The organism is Bacteroides sp. 1001136B_160425_E2, assembly GCF_015559655.1.
Classification (GTDB): Bacteria; Bacteroidota; Bacteroidia; order Bacteroidales; family Bacteroidaceae; genus Bacteroides; species Bacteroides luhongzhouii.
This window is the reverse complement of sequence record NZ_JADMQH010000012.1, coordinates 157,243-177,370: the sequence shown is the minus strand read 5'-3', so window position 1 is coordinate 177,370 and position 20,128 is coordinate 157,243. Positions and strand designations below refer to the sequence as shown.

The 20,128-nt window shown below is 41.5% G+C and carries 18 protein-coding genes and 2 tRNA genes; 12 read left to right on the top strand and 8 right to left on the bottom strand.

The features are described 5' to 3' along the window. Positions 1 to 70 precede the first annotated feature (70 nt). The gene (locus I2I04_RS13900; protein ID WP_195655275.1) at positions 71 to 1,360 is read left to right on the top strand and encodes a DcaP family trimeric outer membrane transporter; all 1,290 of its coding nucleotides are present in this window, start codon (positions 71 to 73) and stop codon (positions 1,358 to 1,360) included. 76 nt (positions 1,361 to 1,436) lie between these two features. Here the strand turns inward: I2I04_RS13900 and I2I04_RS13895 are convergent, their stop codons facing one another. After that, positions 1,437 to 2,861 carry an OmpP1/FadL family transporter gene (locus tag I2I04_RS13895; RefSeq protein ID WP_004314522.1) on the bottom strand — a complete coding sequence of 475 codons (1,425 nt, stop codon included), beginning with the start codon at positions 2,859 to 2,861 and terminating at the stop codon, positions 1,437 to 1,439. 211 nt (positions 2,862 to 3,072) lie between these two features. Between I2I04_RS13895 and I2I04_RS13890 the strand changes: the two genes are divergently transcribed. The 6 genes from I2I04_RS13890 to I2I04_RS13865 all read left to right on the top strand — a co-directional run bounded on the left by I2I04_RS13890 (position 3,073) and on the right by I2I04_RS13865 (position 7,884). Beyond that, the gene (locus tag I2I04_RS13890; protein WP_143259483.1) at positions 3,073 to 4,074 is read left to right on the top strand and encodes a 2-hydroxyacid dehydrogenase; all 1,002 of its coding nucleotides are present in this window, start codon (positions 3,073 to 3,075) and stop codon (positions 4,072 to 4,074) included. Between the two features lie 64 nt (positions 4,075 to 4,138). Next, positions 4,139 to 4,843: a pirin family protein gene (locus tag I2I04_RS13885; protein ID WP_004314524.1), complete on the top strand. Its 705-nt coding sequence runs from the start codon at positions 4,139 to 4,141 to the stop codon at positions 4,841 to 4,843. A 43-nt stretch (positions 4,844 to 4,886) separates the two neighbouring features. Continuing rightward, entirely contained in the window at positions 4,887 to 5,534 is a 648-nt protein-coding gene (gene pdxH, locus I2I04_RS13880) for a pyridoxamine 5'-phosphate oxidase (protein WP_195473053.1), read from the top strand. Positions 5,535 to 5,601: 67 nt separating this feature from the next. Further along, positions 5,602 to 6,333, top strand: a complete 732-nt coding sequence (locus tag I2I04_RS13875) for an MBL fold metallo-hydrolase (protein ID WP_143259481.1) — start codon at positions 5,602 to 5,604, stop codon at positions 6,331 to 6,333. Positions 6,334 to 6,346: 13 nt separating this feature from the next. Further along, a complete protein-coding gene (locus I2I04_RS13870; RefSeq protein WP_195655274.1) occupies positions 6,347 to 7,492 on the top strand; it encodes a DUF4468 domain-containing protein in 1,146 nt (381 codons plus the stop codon). Positions 7,493 to 7,506: 14 nt separating this feature from the next. Then, positions 7,507 to 7,884, top strand: coding sequence for a VOC family protein (locus tag I2I04_RS13865; protein WP_004304308.1), 378 nt, complete (start codon positions 7,507 to 7,509; stop codon positions 7,882 to 7,884). Positions 7,885 to 8,050: 166 nt separating this feature from the next. On the opposite strand, the gene I2I04_RS13860 is transcribed toward I2I04_RS13865, so the two are convergent. Further along, positions 8,051 to 8,518, bottom strand: coding sequence for a DUF3592 domain-containing protein (locus I2I04_RS13860; RefSeq protein ID WP_143259479.1), 468 nt, complete (start codon positions 8,516 to 8,518; stop codon positions 8,051 to 8,053). A 4-nt stretch (positions 8,519 to 8,522) separates the two neighbouring features. Next, complete coding sequence (locus tag I2I04_RS13855; protein ID WP_143259478.1) at positions 8,523 to 8,708, bottom strand: hypothetical protein; 186 nt, start codon at positions 8,706 to 8,708, stop codon at positions 8,523 to 8,525. 95 nt (positions 8,709 to 8,803) lie between these two features. On the opposite strand from I2I04_RS13855, the gene I2I04_RS13850 reads away from it, so the two are divergent. Next, a complete protein-coding gene (locus I2I04_RS13850; protein ID WP_195655273.1) occupies positions 8,804 to 9,535 on the top strand; it encodes a class I SAM-dependent methyltransferase in 732 nt (243 codons plus the stop codon). A gap of 145 nt (positions 9,536 to 9,680) precedes the next feature. Here I2I04_RS13850 and I2I04_RS13845 read toward each other — a convergent pair whose 3' ends face one another. Further along, entirely contained in the window at positions 9,681 to 10,283 is a 603-nt protein-coding gene (locus tag I2I04_RS13845; protein WP_143259476.1) for a TlpA family protein disulfide reductase, read from the bottom strand. 96 nt (positions 10,284 to 10,379) lie between these two features. Here I2I04_RS13845 and I2I04_RS13840 point away from each other — a divergent pair. Beyond that, positions 10,380 to 10,453: transfer RNA gene (locus tag I2I04_RS13840), tRNA-Thr, on the top strand. A 361-nt stretch (positions 10,454 to 10,814) separates the two neighbouring features. On the opposite strand, the gene I2I04_RS13830 is transcribed toward I2I04_RS13840, so the two are convergent. The 3 genes from I2I04_RS13830 to feoB all read right to left on the bottom strand — a co-directional run bounded on the left by I2I04_RS13830 (position 10,815) and on the right by feoB (position 13,636). After that, positions 10,815 to 10,886, bottom strand: a tRNA-Cys gene (locus I2I04_RS13830). Between the two features lie 51 nt (positions 10,887 to 10,937). Then, a complete protein-coding gene (locus tag I2I04_RS13825) occupies positions 10,938 to 11,153 on the bottom strand; it encodes a hypothetical protein (RefSeq protein WP_143260700.1) in 216 nt (71 codons plus the stop codon). Beyond that, positions 11,150 to 13,636, bottom strand: coding sequence for a ferrous iron transport protein B (gene feoB, locus I2I04_RS13820; protein WP_195473063.1), 2,487 nt, complete (start codon positions 13,634 to 13,636; stop codon positions 11,150 to 11,152). The genes I2I04_RS13825 and feoB overlap by 4 nt, the downstream gene beginning before the upstream one ends. 146 nt (positions 13,637 to 13,782) lie before the next feature. Here feoB and tilS point away from each other — a divergent pair, with 146 nt between their 5' ends. Beyond that, on the top strand, positions 13,783 to 15,063 hold the full coding sequence (gene tilS, locus I2I04_RS13815) for a tRNA lysidine(34) synthetase TilS (RefSeq protein WP_195655271.1): 1,281 nt from the start codon (positions 13,783 to 13,785) through the stop codon (positions 15,061 to 15,063). Here the strand turns inward: tilS and I2I04_RS13810 are convergent. After that, a complete protein-coding gene (locus I2I04_RS13810) occupies positions 15,048 to 15,884 on the bottom strand; it encodes a 4Fe-4S binding protein (protein WP_195655270.1) in 837 nt (278 codons plus the stop codon). The two genes, tilS and I2I04_RS13810, sit on opposite strands and share 16 nt — an antisense overlap. Positions 15,885 to 16,119: 235 nt before the next feature. Between I2I04_RS13810 and rho the strand changes: the two genes are divergently transcribed. Continuing rightward, complete coding sequence (rho, locus tag I2I04_RS13805; protein ID WP_195655269.1) at positions 16,120 to 18,366, top strand: transcription termination factor Rho; 2,247 nt, start codon at positions 16,120 to 16,122, stop codon at positions 18,364 to 18,366. Positions 18,367 to 18,652: 286 nt separating this feature from the next. Then, positions 18,653 to 20,119, top strand: coding sequence for a sulfatase (locus tag I2I04_RS13800; RefSeq protein WP_195655268.1), 1,467 nt, complete (start codon positions 18,653 to 18,655; stop codon positions 20,117 to 20,119). The last annotated feature ends 9 nt before the right edge of the window (positions 20,120 to 20,128 follow it).

The following is a 20,128-nucleotide window of genomic DNA, read 5'->3' as shown; positions in this document are numbered from 1 at the left end:
TTCCTTTGCCCCTCTCAACCATTTCTTTTTTTAGTTGTTGATTGGGCATTCACCTAAAACTTAACTCATAATGAAAACAAGCTTTAAAATGGTAGCTATGCTACTGGGGATAGGAATTTTCCCCCTCTGTGCCCATGCACAAAAGAAGGTAATCATCGAAGATGAAGAGCCCAATTCGATCATGTTTGTTTCGAAGAACAAAGCAGGAGATGAGATCATCCGAATCATGAACGACCGTTCACAGATGCGCTTTCACGACCCGAATGCTCCCCGCTTCCTGCTCACTGACCAGAAAGGGAAATTCGCCCTCGGTATTGGAGGGTATGTTCGTGCAACGGCAGAGTATGACTTTAACGGTATCGTAAATGATGTCGATTTCTATCCGGCATTGATACCACAACGCGGAAGCGACAATTTTGCAAAGAACCAATTCCAAATGGACATCACCACTTCCACCCTGTTCCTCAAACTGGTAGGACGTACCAAGCATTTGGGAGACTTCGTAGTTTACACTGCCGGAAACTTCCGTGGTGATGGAAAGACCTTCGAATTACAAAACGCTTACGCGCAATTTCTCGGTTTCACCATCGGGTACAGCTATGGTTCGTTCATGGACCTCTCCGCACTGCCTCCAACTATCGACTTTGCAGGTCCTAACGGTTCAGCCTTTTACCGCACTACGCAATTAAGCTATATGTATGATAAGTTGAAAAACTGGAAGTTTGGTGTTTCTATGGAAATGCCTTCGGTAGACGGCACAACCAACAATGATTTGTCTATCAACACCCAACGGATGCCGGACTTTGCCACTTCCGTACAGTATAACTGGAATAGCAACAGCCATATTAAATTAGGTGCTATCATCCGCAGCATGACTTATTCGAGCAATGTGCATGAAAAAGCCTATTCCGCTACCGGCTTCGGTCTGCAAGCCTCCACAACCTTCAATATTACCAAGAAATTGCAGGCATTCGGACAATTTAATTATGGAAAAGGTATCGGTTCCTATCTGAATGATTTAAGTAACCTGAACGTAGATATCGTCCCCGATCCCGACAAAGAAGGGAAAATGCAAGTTCTTCCGATGCTGGGATGGTACGCAGGATTGCAATACAATCTTTGTCCGAGCATCTTTATATCCGGAACATACAGTTTGTCCAGACTTTATTCTGAAAATGGATATCCAAGTGAAAATCCCGAATCCTATCGTAAAGGACAATATCTGGTAGCCAATGCTTTCTGGAATGTAAGCAGTAATCTGCAAGTCGGCGTTGAGTATTTGAGAGGATGGCGCACTGATTTCAGTTCCGCAACTCGTCATGCCAACCGATTGAATATGCTGGTGCAGTATTCTTTCTAAACTGACATAATAAAACAAAAAAGCCGTCTCAACACCATGTTCGAGACGGCTTTTCTATATATAAAGGACTAGAAATTTAGAACTTATAGTTCACACTCACACCAAATACTTTATTAGTACGGCTGTAAACGTCTTTATCCACTAATGATGCCATCGATGTTGCCTCTAAACCACGTGGTTTTTCTTTAGTGTAATCACTATATGTAGTCCAGAAATAAGCTACATCAAGGCTCAATGCCTGAGTAAAATTGATACGACCTCCAAAACCTACTGAATAAGAGTCACAAGAAAAACTTGTATCTGATTGGAAAGCGTCGCTCAAACCGTAGTCTGTTTTCTGATAACCTCCACTAACAGTGAATAATTTGTTAATATCCCACTCAACACCAGCCAAATACTCGTGTGTACCATGTTTCAATGTTTTCTGTTTGCCATCTGCCATACCAGCATTCTTATCATCAAAGAAGTGATATTCTACTGAAGCCCGAAGTGAAGGCAAAAACTCATAACTTGCTGCAACAGAAAGCATAGAAGGAAGATCACTTGGTGTGTTCACACCATTTTGGTAAGGTGCCACAAATGCTGCTGCGGCATCCGGAGCAACAATCTCATGAGTATCATTCTCAATATTCATATTGGCTTTAAACTCATACTTTGCAGCTAAATTCAACTTACCGAATTTTGCATCTACACCGATAATTGGCGTTAATCCCCAACCTGTCTGATCACAATCCAGTTTCAGCTTCGCATCATTCAACTGCTGCGATTTTTGCAATGCTGCTTGTTGCGCCTGCTCTAAAGTCATACCACCAGCCATAAGCTGTTTTATAATCTCACGTCCCAATTCTTCTGCCACACCTTCTTTCAAATTGATATCCAGAAAACCTTTATAGCCACCTGTAAAATAATTCATACGTGCACCAGCAAAAACTGAGAAGTGCTCATTTATTTTATAACTTGCTCCTAACTGCAAACCATAGATATACTGACGTCCCTCCATAGCGGAACTAATACTGTATTGATTAGGAGCTAGCATCCCCTGACCTATTGTATTGACCAAACTAATAGCAGCAGCATCGAACATAGGCAAACCATTATCAAAAGAAGCTTTTCCACCACCACCAACAATAGCAAAGCTACCGGAAAATGCCCAGTCACCTTTTTTATATACAGCATGTATGGAAGGAATAACGGGAGCAGAAGCTTTTCCTTCATAATTACGCACAGTGGTCTGTCCATCCATAGTCCATAAAGGACTTGTAGCAGCAATATCACGAGTTTGATATGCACTTTGAATAGTAAGCGCTACTTGAAGACCATCTTTGGGAAGAAATGCCAGTCCGGCAGGATTACTATAAACTCCATCAACATCAATGGAAGCGCCGCGGGCTATCATGCGCAAGAAAGCAGCATTCTGATTCGTATTGGTTAGATAATCTCCGGCAAAAGTTGGAATTGAAACGATCAACATTGCAAGACCAATCAACGAAATTTTTCTCATCTAAATCTTTTTTTAATTATTTCGGGCGCAAAGATACAACATTATTGCACACCGAATACACGTTTGTGCATTTATTTTCATTTACCTGCCCATTTTAATTGAAAAAACAAACTGTTTCTAATGAAACAATCTATATTTATCACTATACAGAGAGCAAACAAATCCACCTGTTTTTACGTTTTAATAGAATAATAATTTATAGAATACTATTATGGCCTATACAATTGCATTTTTCGGCACAAAGCCTTACGACGAGTCTTCTTTCAATAAGAAAAACAAAGAATTCGGATTTGAAATACGTTATTACAAAGGAAATCTGAATAAGAACAATGTACTACTGACACAAGGTGTAGATGCTATATGTATCTTTGTTAATGACGTTGCTGATGCAGAAGTTATCCGTATTATGGCAGCTAATGGAGTAAAACTGCTAGCACTGCGATGTGCCGGATTCAACAATGTAGATTTGGATGCAGCTGCAGCTGCGGGAATTACCGTTGTACGCGTACCTGCTTACTCACCCTATGCGACTGCCGAATACACGGTAGCTCTTATGCTATCGCTAAACCGAAAAATACCCCGCGCCTCCTGGCGTACCAAAGACGGTAATTTCTCCCTGCACGGTCTGATGGGATTCGATATGCACGGAAAAACAGCAGGTATCATCGGCACAGGAAAAATAGCGAAAATACTGATTCACATCTTAAAAGGGTTCGGAATGAATATATTGGCTTATGACCTCTATCCGGACTACAACTTCGCCCGTCAAGAACAAATTGTTTATACTTCACTGGACGAATTATACCACAATTCGGATATTATCTCCTTACACTGTCCGCTCACTGAAGAGACCAAATACCTGATAAACGACTACTCTATCAGCAAAATGAAAGACGGAGTAATGATTATCAATACCGGTCGCGGGCAATTGATTCATACCAATGCGCTGATTGAAGGACTGAAGAACAAGAAAATAGGTTCCGCAGGACTGGACGTATACGAGGAAGAAAGCGAATACTTTTATGAAGATCAATCCGACCGCATCATCGACGATGATGTACTCGCCCGTTTGCTCTCGTTCAACAATGTGATCGTCACTTCTCATCAAGCTTTTTTCACACATGAAGCGATGGAGAATATTGCCGCAACCACCCTGCAAAACATAAAAGACTTTATCAATCATAAGCCTTTATTAAATGAAGTGAAGAAATAAAACTTTTAAGTCGCTTTCTTTGTTTACCAAACATATAAACAAATAAGAGAAAGGACAGTTTTTTATGAAAAAAGTAATACATAAAGCAGATACAAGAGGACATTCCCAGTATGATTGGCTGGACAGTTATCACACTTTCAGTTTTGACGAGTACTTCGACTCCGATCGTATCAATTTTGGTGCCCTTCGCGTATTGAATGATGACAAAGTTGCCCCCGGACAAGGTTTTCAGACTCACCCGCATAAGAATATGGAAATCATTTCCATTCCTCTGAAAGGACATCTGCAACATGGAGACAGCAAGAAGAACAGCCGCATTATTACTGTCGGAGAAATTCAGACAATGAGTGCAGGAACAGGAATCTTCCATAGTGAAGTAAATGCAAGTCCGGTAGAACCGGTGGAATTCCTGCAGATTTGGATTATGCCGAGAGAACGGAACACCCGTCCCGTATATCAGGATTTCAGCATTGCAGAACTGGAGCGTCCGAACGAACTGGCAGTCATCGTATCTCCCGACGGTAGCACGCCTGCTTCCCTTTTGCAAGATACCTGGTTCTCCATCGGCAAAGTAGAAGCCGGAAAGAAATTAGGTTATCACATGCATCAAAGTCATGCAGGTGTCTATATTTTTCTCATTGAAGGAGAAATAGTAGTAGACGGTGAAGTTCTGAAACGTCGTGACGGCATGGGTGTTTACGATACGAACAGCGTTGAACTGGAGACATTGAAAGACTCACATATTCTATTAATAGAAGTACCTATGTGATCTCATCATTAAAAATAATAAACTAAAGCTGCCAGATAATCTTATGGCGAAATTAAACATAGCAGATATCCGACAGGAATATACGAAAGGCGGGTTGCGGGAAAGTGAACTTCCCGGCGACCCGCTTTCGCTTTTCAGTCGTTGGCTGCAAGAAGCGATTGGCGCAGAGGTGGACGAACCGACTGCGGTCATTGTAGGGACTGTATCCCCCGAAGGAAAACCGTCCACACGTACAGTATTGTTAAAAGGACTCCATGATGGAAAATTTATCTTTTATACCAATTACGAAAGCCGCAAAGGCAAACAATTGGCACAAAATCCATATATCTCCCTCTCTTTTGTCTGGCACGCCCTCGAAAGACAAATACATATAGAAGGAATAGCAACGAAAGTTTCACCGGAAGAATCGGATGAATACTTCCGGAAGCGTCCTTATAAAAGCCGGATTGGTGCACGAATTTCTCCGCAAAGTCAACCGATAACAAGTAGAATGCAGTTGATACGATCCTTCGTCAAAGAAGCCGCCCGATGGATTGGAAAAGAAGTGGAAAGACCTGATAATTGGGGCGGATATGCCGTCGCACCTACAAGGATTGAATTCTGGCAAGGACGCCCCAACCGACTGCACGACCGCTTTCTATACACCCTACAACCGGACGGAGAATGGAAAATCAGTCGTCTTGCTCCTTGATTTCGTCGATTTTTCTTGGCAACTCCAACTAGAATACGTAATATTGCAACTATAAAATAGTCAGCTTATGACACTGGATTATATTTATCACAGCGGTTTCGCCATCGAAATGGAAGGTGTAACCGTTATCATCGATTACTACAAAGATTCTTCCGAAACGGAACACAACCGGGGAATCGTGCATGATTATCTCCTGCAAAGGCCGGGTAAACTGTACGTATTGGCCACTCATTTCCATCCCGACCACTTTAACCGTGAAATATTGACTTGGAAAGAGCAACGCCCCGACATTCAATATATCTTCTCCAAAGATATTCTGAAGTCCCATCGCGCTAAAGCCGAAGATGCTTTCTATATAAAAAAAGGAGAAACATACGAAGACGACACGATCCGCATCGACGCCTTCGGATCGACGGATGTCGGCAGTTCGTTCCTTCTTCACTTACAAGATTGGAGTATCTTCCATGCCGGCGACTTGAACAACTGGCACTGGAGTGAAGAATCGACCGAAGAAGAGATACGAAAAGCCAATGGTGATTTCCTTGCAGAAGTTAAATATTTAAAAGAAAAAGTGCCAAATATCGATCTAGTGCTATTCCCGGTGGATCGGAGAATGGGAAAAGATTACATGAAAGGGGCAAAACAGTTCATCGAACAAATAAAAACTACTATATTTGTGCCCATGCACTTCAGTGAAGATTATGAAGGAGGAAATGCGCTCCGTAGTTTTGCTGAAAATGCAGGATGCCGTTTTATCAGCATCACCCGTCGGGGTGAAAGTTTTGAGATTACCAAATAAACACATTATAATTATGAATAAATTTACGATTCTGTTTCTTACCCTGTTTCTCGCATTGCCGATGGCAATGAAGGCAGATTCTGCAAAAGAGAAGAAAGATGACACCAGGTACCTTGCAGGAGCTGTTCCTGAAGTAGAAGGTAAAGTAGTATTTTCCAAAGAGTTCCAGATTCCCGGAATGAGTCAGGCACAAATCTATGACACAATGACAAAGTGGATGGATGAGCGTCTGAAAGAGAATAAAAATATCGACAGCCGCATTGTTTTCTCCGACGAAGCAAAAGGAACAATTGCCGGTATCGGAGAAGAATGGATTGTTTTCAGTTCCAGTGCCCTGTCATTAGACCGTACATTAATTAACTATCAGATTACAGTTACCTGTAAACCCGGAAATTGCCTGGTAGAGCTTGAAAAAATCCGTTTTACTTATCGTGAAACAGAAAAATATAAAGCCGAAGAATGGATTACTGATAAATATGCGCTCAATAAAGCTAAGACTAAATTAGTACGTGGCTTGGCTAAATGGCGTAGAAAAACCGTAGACTTCGCTGATGATATATTTATGGATGTAGCGGTAGCTTTCGGAGCACCCGACACCCGTCCGAAAACAGAGAAAAAGAAGAAAGAAGAAGAGCAGCAAAAACCATCAATCGTTGCAGCCGCAGGTCCTATTGTCATTGGTGGCGCAGATAAAAAGACTGACATAAAAGTGACAACTGGCGAACCTGCTCAAACCACTATTCCGGCGGCAACATTAACTCCTGCCACTCCGGCTGCCAAAGTTTCATCTGACGCATCCGGCTATACAGAAGTTGATTTGAAACAAATTCCGGGCGAAGTATATGCTTTGATGGGAAGCGGCAAATTAGTGATCAGCATTGGAAAAGATGAGTTTAACATGACTAATATGACAGCAAACGCAGGTGGTGCACTCGGCTATCAATCAGGAAAAGCAGTTGCCTATTGTACGCTTTCACCCGATCAAGCTTACGATGCAATAGAAAAGGCAGATAGCTATACATTAAAATTGTACGCTCCGAACCAAACGACACCTTCAGCTGTTATCGAATGTAAGAAAATGCCTTCACAGACAACCCCGCAAGCCGGACAACCGCGCACATATGTCGGAGAAATCGTGAAGCTCTTAATGAAAAAATAAGGAAAATCGCAACAATGGAAATAAAAAGTAAATTTGACCATTTTAATATCAACGTTACCAATCTGGAGCGGAGTATCGCTTTTTATGAAAAAGCACTCGGCTTAAAAGAACATCATCGGAAAGAAGCATCCGACGGCTCGTTCACATTAGTCTACCTGACTGATAACGAAACAGGTTTCTTGCTGGAATTGACGTGGTTGAAAGATCATACTGCCCCATATGAACTGGGAGAAAACGAAAGCCATCTCTGCTTTCGTGTAGCCGGCGATTACGATGCAATCAGAGCTTATCACAAAGAAATGAATTGTGTATGTTTTGAGAACACTGCCATGGGGCTTTATTTCATCAATGACCCGGATGATTACTGGATTGAAATACTTCCACAAAAGTAAAAGGCCGTCCGTAAAGTTCCTAAAAAGAAAAGGGATGTCTAAAAGTCTCTTTTTTACAAGTTCACCCACGTTACAGATAATTGTAGCGTGGGTGAATTTTCGTTTTTAGAACTTTTTAGACAACCCCTTTATAATATCAAGATTTTCCGAACAGCCTTTACTGTTTCTAAAAAACAAAGGATAGTCCCAAAATTGCCGCCAGTATAAAAAAACAACCAGGAACAAATTGGTTAACAAGCAGCCTCATTAGTTGCATTCTGGGCAACACAAACATATCATTCGCCTTATCTTTATCATACAATATGGTAACCTTATCATCTATATGATACTGTTTTGGATAAAGGTAAATGTTATTTTCCTCTTCACTCTTTAGATTAGAAGGAAAAAATTGGCAACACTTCTCGTCTTCTCCCTCCAATTTATATTTTATTTTTGGTATACATACATCAGTAATATTCATACCATCAGACTTTACCTGTGTCTCTATATCCACTACCTTTCCATGTGTTTTCCTGCTATACGCTTTTATTATCCTGCAATGAAGCATCCACAAGAGTCCCATTTTCAGAATTAGAAAAGCACCCCGCAACATAAGTATAACAGATACTACACAAATTATTATATTTATAACCATACTTTTATTTCTTATGACGGTTAGCTCTTTTCTTCCGGATATCTGCTTTCATCTTCGCTGCACCCGAACCATGCTGTCCGCGAATATACGTCGCTTTTTTTGCTTTCGTTTTCACCTTTTCCTCTTCTTGGGGCTTATCTTTCTTACCTTTAAAGACGATTCCACCCATGATTGCTTCTTCTATACTCATATAATCATTGATTAGTATTCAACATTTCCGACGGCAAAGATAACCCTTTTCTGCGGATTTATTTATCTTTGCAGAGTTAACAATCGTAACCACCAATGGCAACAACAACTCTTTCTGCAGAAAAGGACCCGATGGGAACCGCTATTTCTGATTATTTTAATCATCACAGAGCTGATCGTTTGCGGGTATTTTCTTCTCAATTCGAAGAAGATGAAATTCCCGTCAAAGAACTGTTTCGTAGTACACAGTCTATGCCTATACTAGAGCGTACTGCCCTACAAATGGCTACAGGGCGAATATTGGATGTAGGTGCCGGAAGCGGATGTCATGCACTGGCACTTCAGGAAATGGGAAAAGAAGTGTGTGCCATTGATATTTCTCCGCTATCCGTCGAAGTGATGCAACAACGTGGAGTGAACGATCCGCGCCTCATCAATCTTTTTGACGAAACATTTACCGAAACATTCGATACGATCCTGATGCTTATGAATGGCTCCGGAATTATCGGAAAACTGAATAATATGCCCGGATTCTTCCAACGGATGAAACGTATTCTCCGCCCCGGTGGATGTATACTCATGGATTCCAGCGATTTGCACTATCTTTTTGAAGAAGAGGACGGCAGCATAGTTATTGATCTGGCCGGAGATTATTATGGAGAGATTGACTTCCAAATGCAATATAAAAATGTAAAAGGAGACACATTCGACTGGTTATATGTAGATTTTCAGACTCTTAGCTTATACGCTTCCGAATGTGGTTTTAAGGCAGAACTGGTGAAAGAAGGAAAACATTACGATTACCTGGTCAAACTTAGCATTGCTTGAGAAGCTCATCATTATATAGTGACGGTATGCTTCCCGGATAGCGACACTATATAACCAAAATAGTGACACCATCACATCAGGATAGCGTCACTATTTTTATATACTCATAAATGTTCTGTCAGAAACATCTGATGAAGGCTTTCTTTTATTTCAGCATTTCATTAATCGCCTGTACAAGAGAAGCAAACTCTTCTTCATTATACAAACGAGTCAGTTTTACAATTTTCCCTTCCTTGTCGATTAACACATTTCTTGTTATTCCTGATTCACGTAATGCATATTTCGCAAAAATATCAGCACCCGGGTCCAGTCCTAACGGATAAGTCACTCCGGTGGCCTTAGCAAAAGCCAGTACTTTGTCAAGAGGTTCGTCACGATCAATGCCAATTAAAGCAAAGTCAGGATTATTTTTATGCTTCAGCCAAATATCCTTTTCGATAAACGGCATTTCTTTACGACAAACTCCACACCAACTGGCAGTAAACTGCAACATGACCACTTTACCACGAAGGGAAGATAAACTCACTTGCTTACCATCTGTCAAGGTAATCGTAAAATCCGGAGCCGTCTCTCCTACCCGAACAATATATCCTGTACTGTCTGCCCGAACAGATATAGTATCCGCAGCTACTTCTACACTATCTGTTGCAACCTCTACATTTGCCGTCCCCTTTTTCTGTCCGGAACAAGCCCATATACCTATGGCTAAAAGCGCCATATTACATACATTCATAATTTTCATTTTCATCTAATCATTGGTAACTTTGCAAATATAAAAAAAGTGTGCGATGTATTTGCATTTTTAAAAGAAATTCATACCTTTGCACCCGCAAAAGAAAAAAATGCCTCTTTAGCTCAGTTGGCCAGAGCACGTGATTTGTAATCTCGGGGTCGTTGGTTCGAATCCGACAAGAGGCTCTCCAGAATAAATGCTGTTTATCACATCAGATAAGCAGCATTTTTTATTAAGTCTCCTCTCAATATCTCTGTTTACAAAATGCTACCATACTCACAGCCAACAGAATTAATATCTTAAAAGTAAACTTATCCAAAGTTTGCCCCCTATTTGCGTCCCTCAAAAATGGAAAGATTTCTTCCATTTCTTCTTTTATAGTGAGCCTAAACCAGGATAGACAAATACTTCCATAAAGCAGTTGTCTCGGCTTCAACAATCAACTTCTTAAAATCTTCCGGCAACTGTTCCGTATATGACTTTTCCAAAGCCTCCTGAATCGGATATAGAAAAACCCTTCCAGAAAACATCTGAAAGGGCTTCGTGAGGTTCCTGGCGGATTCGAACCGCCGTACACGGTTTTGCAGACCGCTGACTAAGCCACTCATCCAAGGAACCATTATTTCTCGTTTGCGGTTGCAAAGGTAGTACAAATTTTGAAACTACCAACTATCCGCAGCAATTTTTCTTTGTACTTTTTTTCTTTACATCACATTCTCTGCGTTTCTTCTCCATCATATCCTTTAGTTCACAGCCACTTACGCAGCTGTCACAAGGATTCTGATTTTCTCGCGTATGACGAAAAAAAAGAAATATCCCATATATGACGCGGGCAATGCAGAGCACAACGAGTACTCCGACTACCCACTCTTGCCAATTATTCATACAAACAATCCTCCAATCTGATAAACAGCAAATGATACAAGCCAAGCTAATGCCGTTGTATAGCAGGCAGCAAAAAGTGCCCATTTCCAACTACCCGATTCCTGTTTGATAGCCGCTATCGCCGCAATACACGGGAAGTAAATTAATACAAACAGCATATAACAGAAAGCAACCAATGGAGTAATCGGAATACGTTCTGCCAAACTTACCGAATCAGCATCCGGATCATCTGCATACAAAACGCCTAACGTACTTACCACCAATTCTTTCGCCCCTACACCGGAAAGCAAGCCAATACCTAATTTCCAATCAAATCCCAATGGCTTTATTACCGGCTCTATTCCACGCCCCAACTGACCGATATAGGAATTTTCCTGCTGCTCGGCAACCGTTTCATAGGCATCGTGATTCGGATAATATCCCAAAAACCAGATAATAATAGAAGCAATCATAATAATTCCTCCCATCTTTTTCAGATACTGTGCTCCCTTTTCCCATGTATGACGGAAGATAGACTTCGCAGTCGGCATTCGGTAAGGAGGAAGTTCCATCACAAACGGTGTATCATCACCCTTTATCAGAAACTTGCTAAACAAGCGAGCCATTACCACAGCCAGTACAATACCAATCACATAAATACTTAACAACACCAAACTTGCATTGTTCGGGAAGAAAGCACCCACCAATAATAAATAAATCGGCAGACGCGCACTACAAGACATCAATGGATTCACCAACATGGTAATAAGACGACTCTTCCGGTTCTCAATAGTACGGGAAGCTATAATCGCAGGCACATTACATCCGAATCCCATAATCAGAGGAATAAACGACTTTCCGTGCAGCCCCATTTTATGCATGATCTTATCCATGATAAAAGCCGCACGAGCCATATAACCGGAATCTTCCATGATAGAAATACAGAAATACAGAATCAGGATATTCGGTAAGAAAACAATGACAGCTCCTACCCCACCGATAATTCCATCAATCAGCAGATCTTTAAATGGACCTTCCGACATATTATTGCGCAGCAATTCACCAATCTGTTCTACCACCCATTCAATCCCCATCATCGGATATTCGCCAATAACAAATGTACCTTCAAACATCAGATACATAAAAAGAAAGAAAATAGGAAATCCCCAGACACGATGAGTTACAATCGAATCCAGCACTTTTGTTGTCTGCGCCTGTTCCAGATGATTATCCGTGAACGTTTCTTTCAACGCGCCACTGATAAATCCATATTTAGCATCAGTAATAGCCGATTCACAATCCTCATTCATTGTCTCCTGAACACGCTTCGACATCTTGTCGCGGACATGGAAAATTTCATCCGCATTCGGCAGTGTGCGTACAATACGCTCAATGTCAGGATCATTCTCCAACAACTTAATGGAAAGGAAACGGGTGGAATATTTATGCCGGATAAACTCGTTCTTGGAGACTTCACTTTTTACAGCCTCAATCGCTTTTTCTATATCAGGACCGTGATTTATATGAATATGCCGGAAGACACGCCCCGTCTTTTTATGTTCACGCACATAATCTTCCAAATGCTCTTCCTCATGGTTCTTACGATCTTCCAAAGAGTCATGCCATTCAGTCAAATCTTTGAGAACTTCCGGATTCATGTTTCCCTGTTTATCAAAGAAGTCTACTCCTTCATACAGATTGATAACCACATGAAACAACGTATCCAATCCACGATTTTTCTTACTGACAGTAGGCAACATCGGTACCCCGAACAACTTGCTCAACAGATGATAATCCAATGTATTTCCACTGGCTTCCAACTCATCATAAATATTCAGAGCCACTACCATGCGGACATTCATATCGATCAATTGAGTAGTCAGATATAAGTTTCGCTCCAGATTAGAAGAATCGACGACATTAATAATCACATCAGGAGTTTCATCAATAATATGACGACGAACATAGATTTCTTCCGGTGTATAAGCAGATAAAGAATAAGTTCCCGGCAGATCGACAATACGGAAATGATAACCTTCGAAGTCAAAATAACCTTCTTTGGCATCCACGGTCACACCGCTGTAATTTCCTACATGCTCATGAGCACCGGACGCAAGATTAAACAACGAAGTCTTACCACTGTTCGGATTTCCGACCAAGGCAACATTGATGGTACGACGTTTACCTAACGCCAACCGTTTCATATCTTCTTCTTTCACAGAAAGGTCTTCGGGTAATCCTTCATGATAAACAGTCTTTTCAGCCAGTTCCTTTGCCTCCTCCTCGCTGATTACTTCGATCATTTCAGCTTCCTGACGACGAAGAGATATTTCATAACCTAAGACTTTATATTTTATGGGATCTTTTAGCGGAGCGTTCAACAGCACTTCAACCGTTTTACCTTTAATGAAGCCCATCTCCACAATACGTTTACGAAAACCACCGTGCCCCAATACCTTTACAATAACACCTTTTTCTCCTGTTTTTAATTCGGACAAACGCATAATTCTCAAAATTTTCGGCAAAGATAATTCATAACTTCGGAGCACGCAAATTATTTAGAATGTTTTTAAATAGCAGTCATTTTTCTCCTCCAAAAGATTTAGAAAAAAATAAAAAAACTTATTGATAAACTCGTATCTTTGCAAGTATGATACAACAACGGGTTACAAAATATATAGAAAAGGAACATTTGTTCTCATTGGATGCCAAAGTCTTGATTGCATTGAGTGGTGGTGCCGATTCGGTGGCACTGTTATGTATTCTACACACAGCAGGTTATCATTGCGAAGCCGCACATTGTAATTTCCACCTGCGAGGCAAAGAATCAGACCGGGATGAACTGTTTGTACGTCAACTTTGCGAAAGAACCGGAATCCATTTGCATACAATTGATTTTAACACGACACAATACGCAAAGGAAAAACATATTTCGATTGAAATGGCTGCACGGGAATTACGCTATGACTGGTTCGAGAAAACGAGAAAAGAATGCCAGGCAGAGGTGATCGCCGTAGCACATCATCAGGATGACAGCGTAGAAACCATACTACTTAACCTGATTCGAGGAACAGGAATTACCGGTTTATTAGGAATCCGCCCACGCAACGGAGCAATCGTACGTCCTCTGCTTTGCGTCAATCGGGAAGATATCATCCATTATCTGGAGAGCATCGGGCAAGATTATGTAACAGACAGCACTAATCTGGAAGACGAATATACCCGTAATAAAATCCGGCTCAATCTCCTTCCACTTATGCAGGAAATCAATCCGTCAATCAAAAACAATCTGATAGACACGAGCAACTATCTGAATGATATAGCCACAATATATAATAAATGTATAGAGGAAACCAAAAAGAATATTGTGACAACAGAAGGTATCCGAATCAGTGATTTAGTAAAGGAACCGGCACCCAAAGCTATTCTATTCGAAATTTTGCATCCTCTAGGCTTCAATTCTGCACAAATCAAAGATATAGCCCATTCACTTCACAGCCAACCGGGCAAACAATTTTGCAGTAAAAAATGGAGAGTGATAAAAGACAGAGAATTCTTATTAACAGAAGCTATCGAATCTAAAAATGAGACTCTTCCTCCTTTTCAAATCATCAAAGAAGAAAAAGAATACACTCCTGATTTTCTAATTCCACGCGAAAAAGGAATAGCCTGTTTTGATGCCGACAAACTGAATGGAGATATTCATTACCGGAAATGGCAGACAGGAGACACTTTTATTCCTTTTGGAATGAAAGGAAAGAAAAAAATAAGCGATTATCTGACCGACCGCAAATTTTCTATCAGTCAAAAAGAACGCCAGTGGGTACTCTGCTGTGGAGAACACATTGCGTGGCTGATAGGCGAACGAACAGACAACCGCTTTCGTATTGATGAAACGACTAAGCGCGTCGTGATCTACAAAATAGTTTGAGGTAATTTCTGTTTCTTGAAGCAATCTGACAACAAAGCCGCAAAAGGAGTATCATACACCCGTGCTTTCTTAACACAGGTTTTTACACAGGCACAACACTTAATACATTTAACTTCATCCGTATGCAGTTCATCCCCTTTCGTTATAGCCCCTACCGGACAATGAACTACACACAGCCCACAATGGGTACACAAATTTTCATCCTCCACCCAAGGTGTGCGGGGAAGCGGTGTTCCACTTTTACGCAACTTGATAACTTTCCTCAAAAAACGGAACAAAGGAAAGAATGGCTGACTCGGACGTTTGATAGCACGTACATCTACCGGATAAAGGGTATCCATACTATCGGCAGTCTGTATTTTTTCCATGATTTTCTTCCCAAATTCCGCAGCAAAGGCTAAATCCGACTCATCAGGACGTCCCATCGCAATCGGATGTTTATCAGTACTATACGAATGTTCTCCAATAAAAGTTGCCCCAGCAATCACTTTCAATCCATGAGGAATAGCAAAAGCATCCAATTCCATTAAAGCTTTTTCATAAGCACGGTTCCCATACACCACCACCAAAACGGTCGGAGTATCCACTCCCCGGATGTACTGCAAACGCTCCATTGCCAGAGGAGCGACATGACCTCCATACACAGGCACTACAATAACGGCCAAAGCAGATGCAGGAATTACAATTTCATCTGCAATCTGCTGCGTCACATTAATAGGAAAGATATTTTTTATGCCCGTGCCGTGAACAATCGCTTCCGCAACTTGTTTAGATGTGTGTGTAGGCGAAAAATAAATTAAATGAGCTTCATTTACTGTCATACTATTTTCTTTTATGTAGCAAAGATACACTTTTACGTGGAAAAAAATGGTTGATTGTTCATGAAACCAAAAAAAATTATTATCTTTGCCCCGTTGAAACATTCTACGATTCAACATATACATCCCTAATTCAGAATAAAAAACAAAACGTATGCTTGCATATCTGTAGCCATGAGCTGTAGTAATGCTGTCCATAATTCAGCAAAAAAGAAATATTAATAACTTACCATACTATATGTATAACATTATCCAATTAAACGACAAAAATCTGTCGGAACTTCAAGTTATTGCCAAAGAGTTAGGCATAAAAAAAGCAGACTCATACAAAAAAGAAGACCTTGTTTATAAGATACTCGATGAACAGGCTATTGTAGGAGCTACTAAGAAAGTTGCCGCAGATAAACTCAAAGAAGAACGCAAAAATGAAGAACAAAAGAAAAAGCGTTCACGGGTAGCTCCTACCAAAAAAGAAGACAAGGTAGTTTCCGCAACAAAGAGTGGAGAGGTTAGTAAAACAAAAGAAGCCACTCCTGCAAAAGCACAACAACCTTCCAAGAAAGAAGAAAGTACAAACAAAGAAAAAGAAGCTCCTGTTGTAGAAGTTAAAGCAGAAAACACAGCAGCTCCCAAGCGTAAAGTAGGCCGTCCACGTAAAGGCGCTGACACAGAAGAGAAGAAAGAAGTAGAAAATGCAAAACTAACTGTTCCCAAAGTAGTGGAAACTAAGCCTGTTGTTGCAGAGAAAACTACTGAAACGAAAGAAAAAGCTGCTCCAGTACAACAGCCGACTGCTGAAAAGAAAACAAAAAGCAAACCGGCTGCAGAAACAAATAAACCAGCCGCAGAGCCAAACAAACCTGCTGTAGAGAAAAAGGTTATAGATAAACCACAAAAGAAAGCTGCACCCGTTATCGACGAGGAAAGCAATATCTTATCCAGCGTTGACGATGATGATTTTATTCCAATCGAAGATCTGCCTTCTGAAAAAATAGAGCTTCCTACCGAACTCTTCGGCAAATTCGAAGTAACTAAAACAGAACCTGTACAAACAGCGTCTGAACAACCGTCTCATCCTCAACAACAACCATCTCAACAACAGCAGCAACGCCCGCGTATTGTCCGTCCACGCGACAATAACAACGGTAATAGCAACGCTAACAATAATAGTAATAACGCTAATAATAATTTCCAGCGTAACAATAATCAGAATCAGGTTCAGAATCCAAATCAAAATCAAAACCCGAATCAGAACCAACAGCGCTTACCGATGCCACGCGCCACTCAACAGAGTAATGCGAGCGAAAATCTTCCGGCACAGCTGCAGGAGCGCAAAGTTATTGAGCGCGAAAAGCCTTACGAATTCGACGATATTCTCAACGGAGTAGGTGTTTTGGAAATTATGCAGGATGGATACGGATTCCTCCGTTCTTCCGATTATAACTACCTTTCTTCTCCGGACGATATTTATGTATCACAGTCTCAAATCAAACTCTTTGGTTTGAAAACCGGTGATGTAGTGGAAGGCGTTATCCGTCCACCCAAAGAAGGAGAAAAATATTTCCCGTTGGTAAAAGTGTCGAAAATCAACGGACGTGACGCAGCTTTCGTTCGCGACCGTGTTCCTTTCGAACATCTGACACCTCTCTTCCCGGATGAAAAGTTCAAACTTTGCAAAGGCGGTTATTCAGACTCTATGTCTGCACGCGTTGTTGATCTTTTCGCTCCTATCGGTAAAGGACAGCGTGCTTTGATCGTCGCCCAGCCAAAGACAGGTAAGACTATCTTAATGAAAGATATCGCTAATGCTATCGCAGCCAATCACCCGGAAGTTTACATGATCATGCTGCTGATTGACGAACGTCCGGAAGAAGTAACCGATATGGCACGTAGCGTTAATGCAGAAGTTATCGCTTCTACTTTCGACGAACCGGCAGAACGTCACGTGAAAATTGCAGGTATTGTATTGGAAAAGGCAAAACGTTTGGTAGAATGTGGTCACGATGTAGTGATCTTCCTTGATTCTATCACCCGTCTGGCTCGTGCATACAATACAGTATCTCCTGCATCCGGCAAAGTTCTTTCCGGTGGTGTTGATGCAAATGCACTTCATAAACCTAAACGTTTCTTCGGTGCTGCCCGTAATATTGAAAACGGCGGCTCGTTGACCATCATCGCTACCGCATTGATCGACACCGGTTCTAAAATGGACGAAGTTATCTTCGAAGAATTTAAGGGTACCGGTAACATGGAGTTACAGCTCGACCGCAACCTGTCCAACAAACGTATCTTCCCGGCAGTCAACATTACTGCATCCAGCACTCGTCGCGACGACCTGTTGCTTGATAAGACAACTCTTGACCGCATGTGGATATTACGTAAATATCTTGCCGACATGAATCCGATCGAAGCAATGGACTTCGTTAAAGACCGTTTGGAAAAGACCAGAGATAACGATGAATTCCTGATGAGCATGAACAGCTAATTAGCAATAAATTATAAATGATGAACGGTGAGCAAACTACAATTATTATGACGCAGTTTGTTCACCGTTCTCTTTTTTAGCCGCCCGGTTAATCAATGACCACTTACCGTTTATCCTTTACAATCCAACATTCATCAGCAATAGTTTCCCCTAATAGCCCATCACATATTACATTTTTGTACAAAATACTTTCATTTGCGTCCAAAACCACTACTTCCCCCTTTTTTGCGTTTCCTTTTTTCCTACTTTTGTTTCAAAATCAAATATTACTTAATTCTAGCCAGTAATGAAAACTATTTATCCATTCATGGGATTAGCCCTGTGCGGCGTAGCAGCCCAGGCTCAAGAAAAACCCAATTTTCTGATTATCCAGTGCGACCATCTGACACAACGCGTCGTGGGAGCTTACGGGCAAACACAAGGCTGCACCCTCCCTATTGACGAAGTCGCTTCACGAGGAGTTATCTTCTCCAATGCTTATGTAGGCTGCCCTCTCAGCCAACCTTCACGCGCAGCTTTATGGAGTGGCATGATGCCTCATCAAACGAATGTGCGTTCGAACTCCAGCGAACCTATCAACCCACGTATCCCCGAAAATGTACCGACATTAGGAAGCCTTTTCTCTGAAAACGGTTACGAAGCCGTACACTTCGGAAAAACACACGACATGGGATCCCTAAGAGGATTCAAGCACAAAGAACCGGTAGCCAAACCATTCACTGATCCGGAGTTCCCGGTTAATAACGACAGCTTCCTGGACGTAGGAACATGCGAAGACGCTGTTGCTTATTTAAGCAATCCTCCCAAAGAACCATTCATCTGCATTGCCGATTTTCAGAACCCTCACAACATTTGCGGATTCGTAGGAGCAAATGAAGGAGTACATACCGACCGTCCCATCAGCGGAACTCTTCCTGAACTACCAGCCAATTTTGACGTGGAAGACTGGAACAATATCCCCAAACCGGTGCAATACATCTGTTGCAGCCATCGGCGTATGACTCAGGCATCTCATTGGAATGAAGAGAATTACCGTCATTACATTGCCGCTTTCCAACACTATACCAAAATGGTTTCCAAACAAGTAGACAGCGTATTAAAAGCTCTTTACTCCACTCCTGCCGGAAAAAATACCATCGTTGTTATCATGGCCGATCATGGCGACGGAATGGCTTCACACCGCATGGTGACCAAGCATATCAGTTTTTACGATGAAATGACAAACGTTCCGTTTATCTTTGCAGGCCCCGGCATCAAACAACAGAAAAAACCGGTAAACCAACTATTAACACAGCCCACGCTGGATCTTTTACCTACTCTTTGTGATTTGGCAGGAATTTCCGTTCCGGCCGAAAAAACGGGAATCAGTCTCGCGCCTATATTAAAAGGAGAGAAACAGAAAAAGACTCACCCTTATGTAATTTCCGAATGGCACAGCGAATATGAATATGTCGTTACCCCCGGACGTATGGTACGCGGACCGAGATACAAGTACACGCACTATTTGGAAGGCAATGGAGAAGAACTATATGATATGAAAAAAGATCCGGGAGAACGCAAGAATCTCGCCAAAGATCCGAAATACAGTAAAGTTCTAGCAGAACACCGTGCCATGCTTGATGATTACATCGCCCGCACAAAAGATGACTACCGAAGCTTGAAAGTAGATGCTGATCCACGATGCAGAAACCATACTCCCGGTTACCCCAACCACGAAGGTCCTGGAGCCCGGGAAATACTCAAAAGAAAATAAATAATAAAA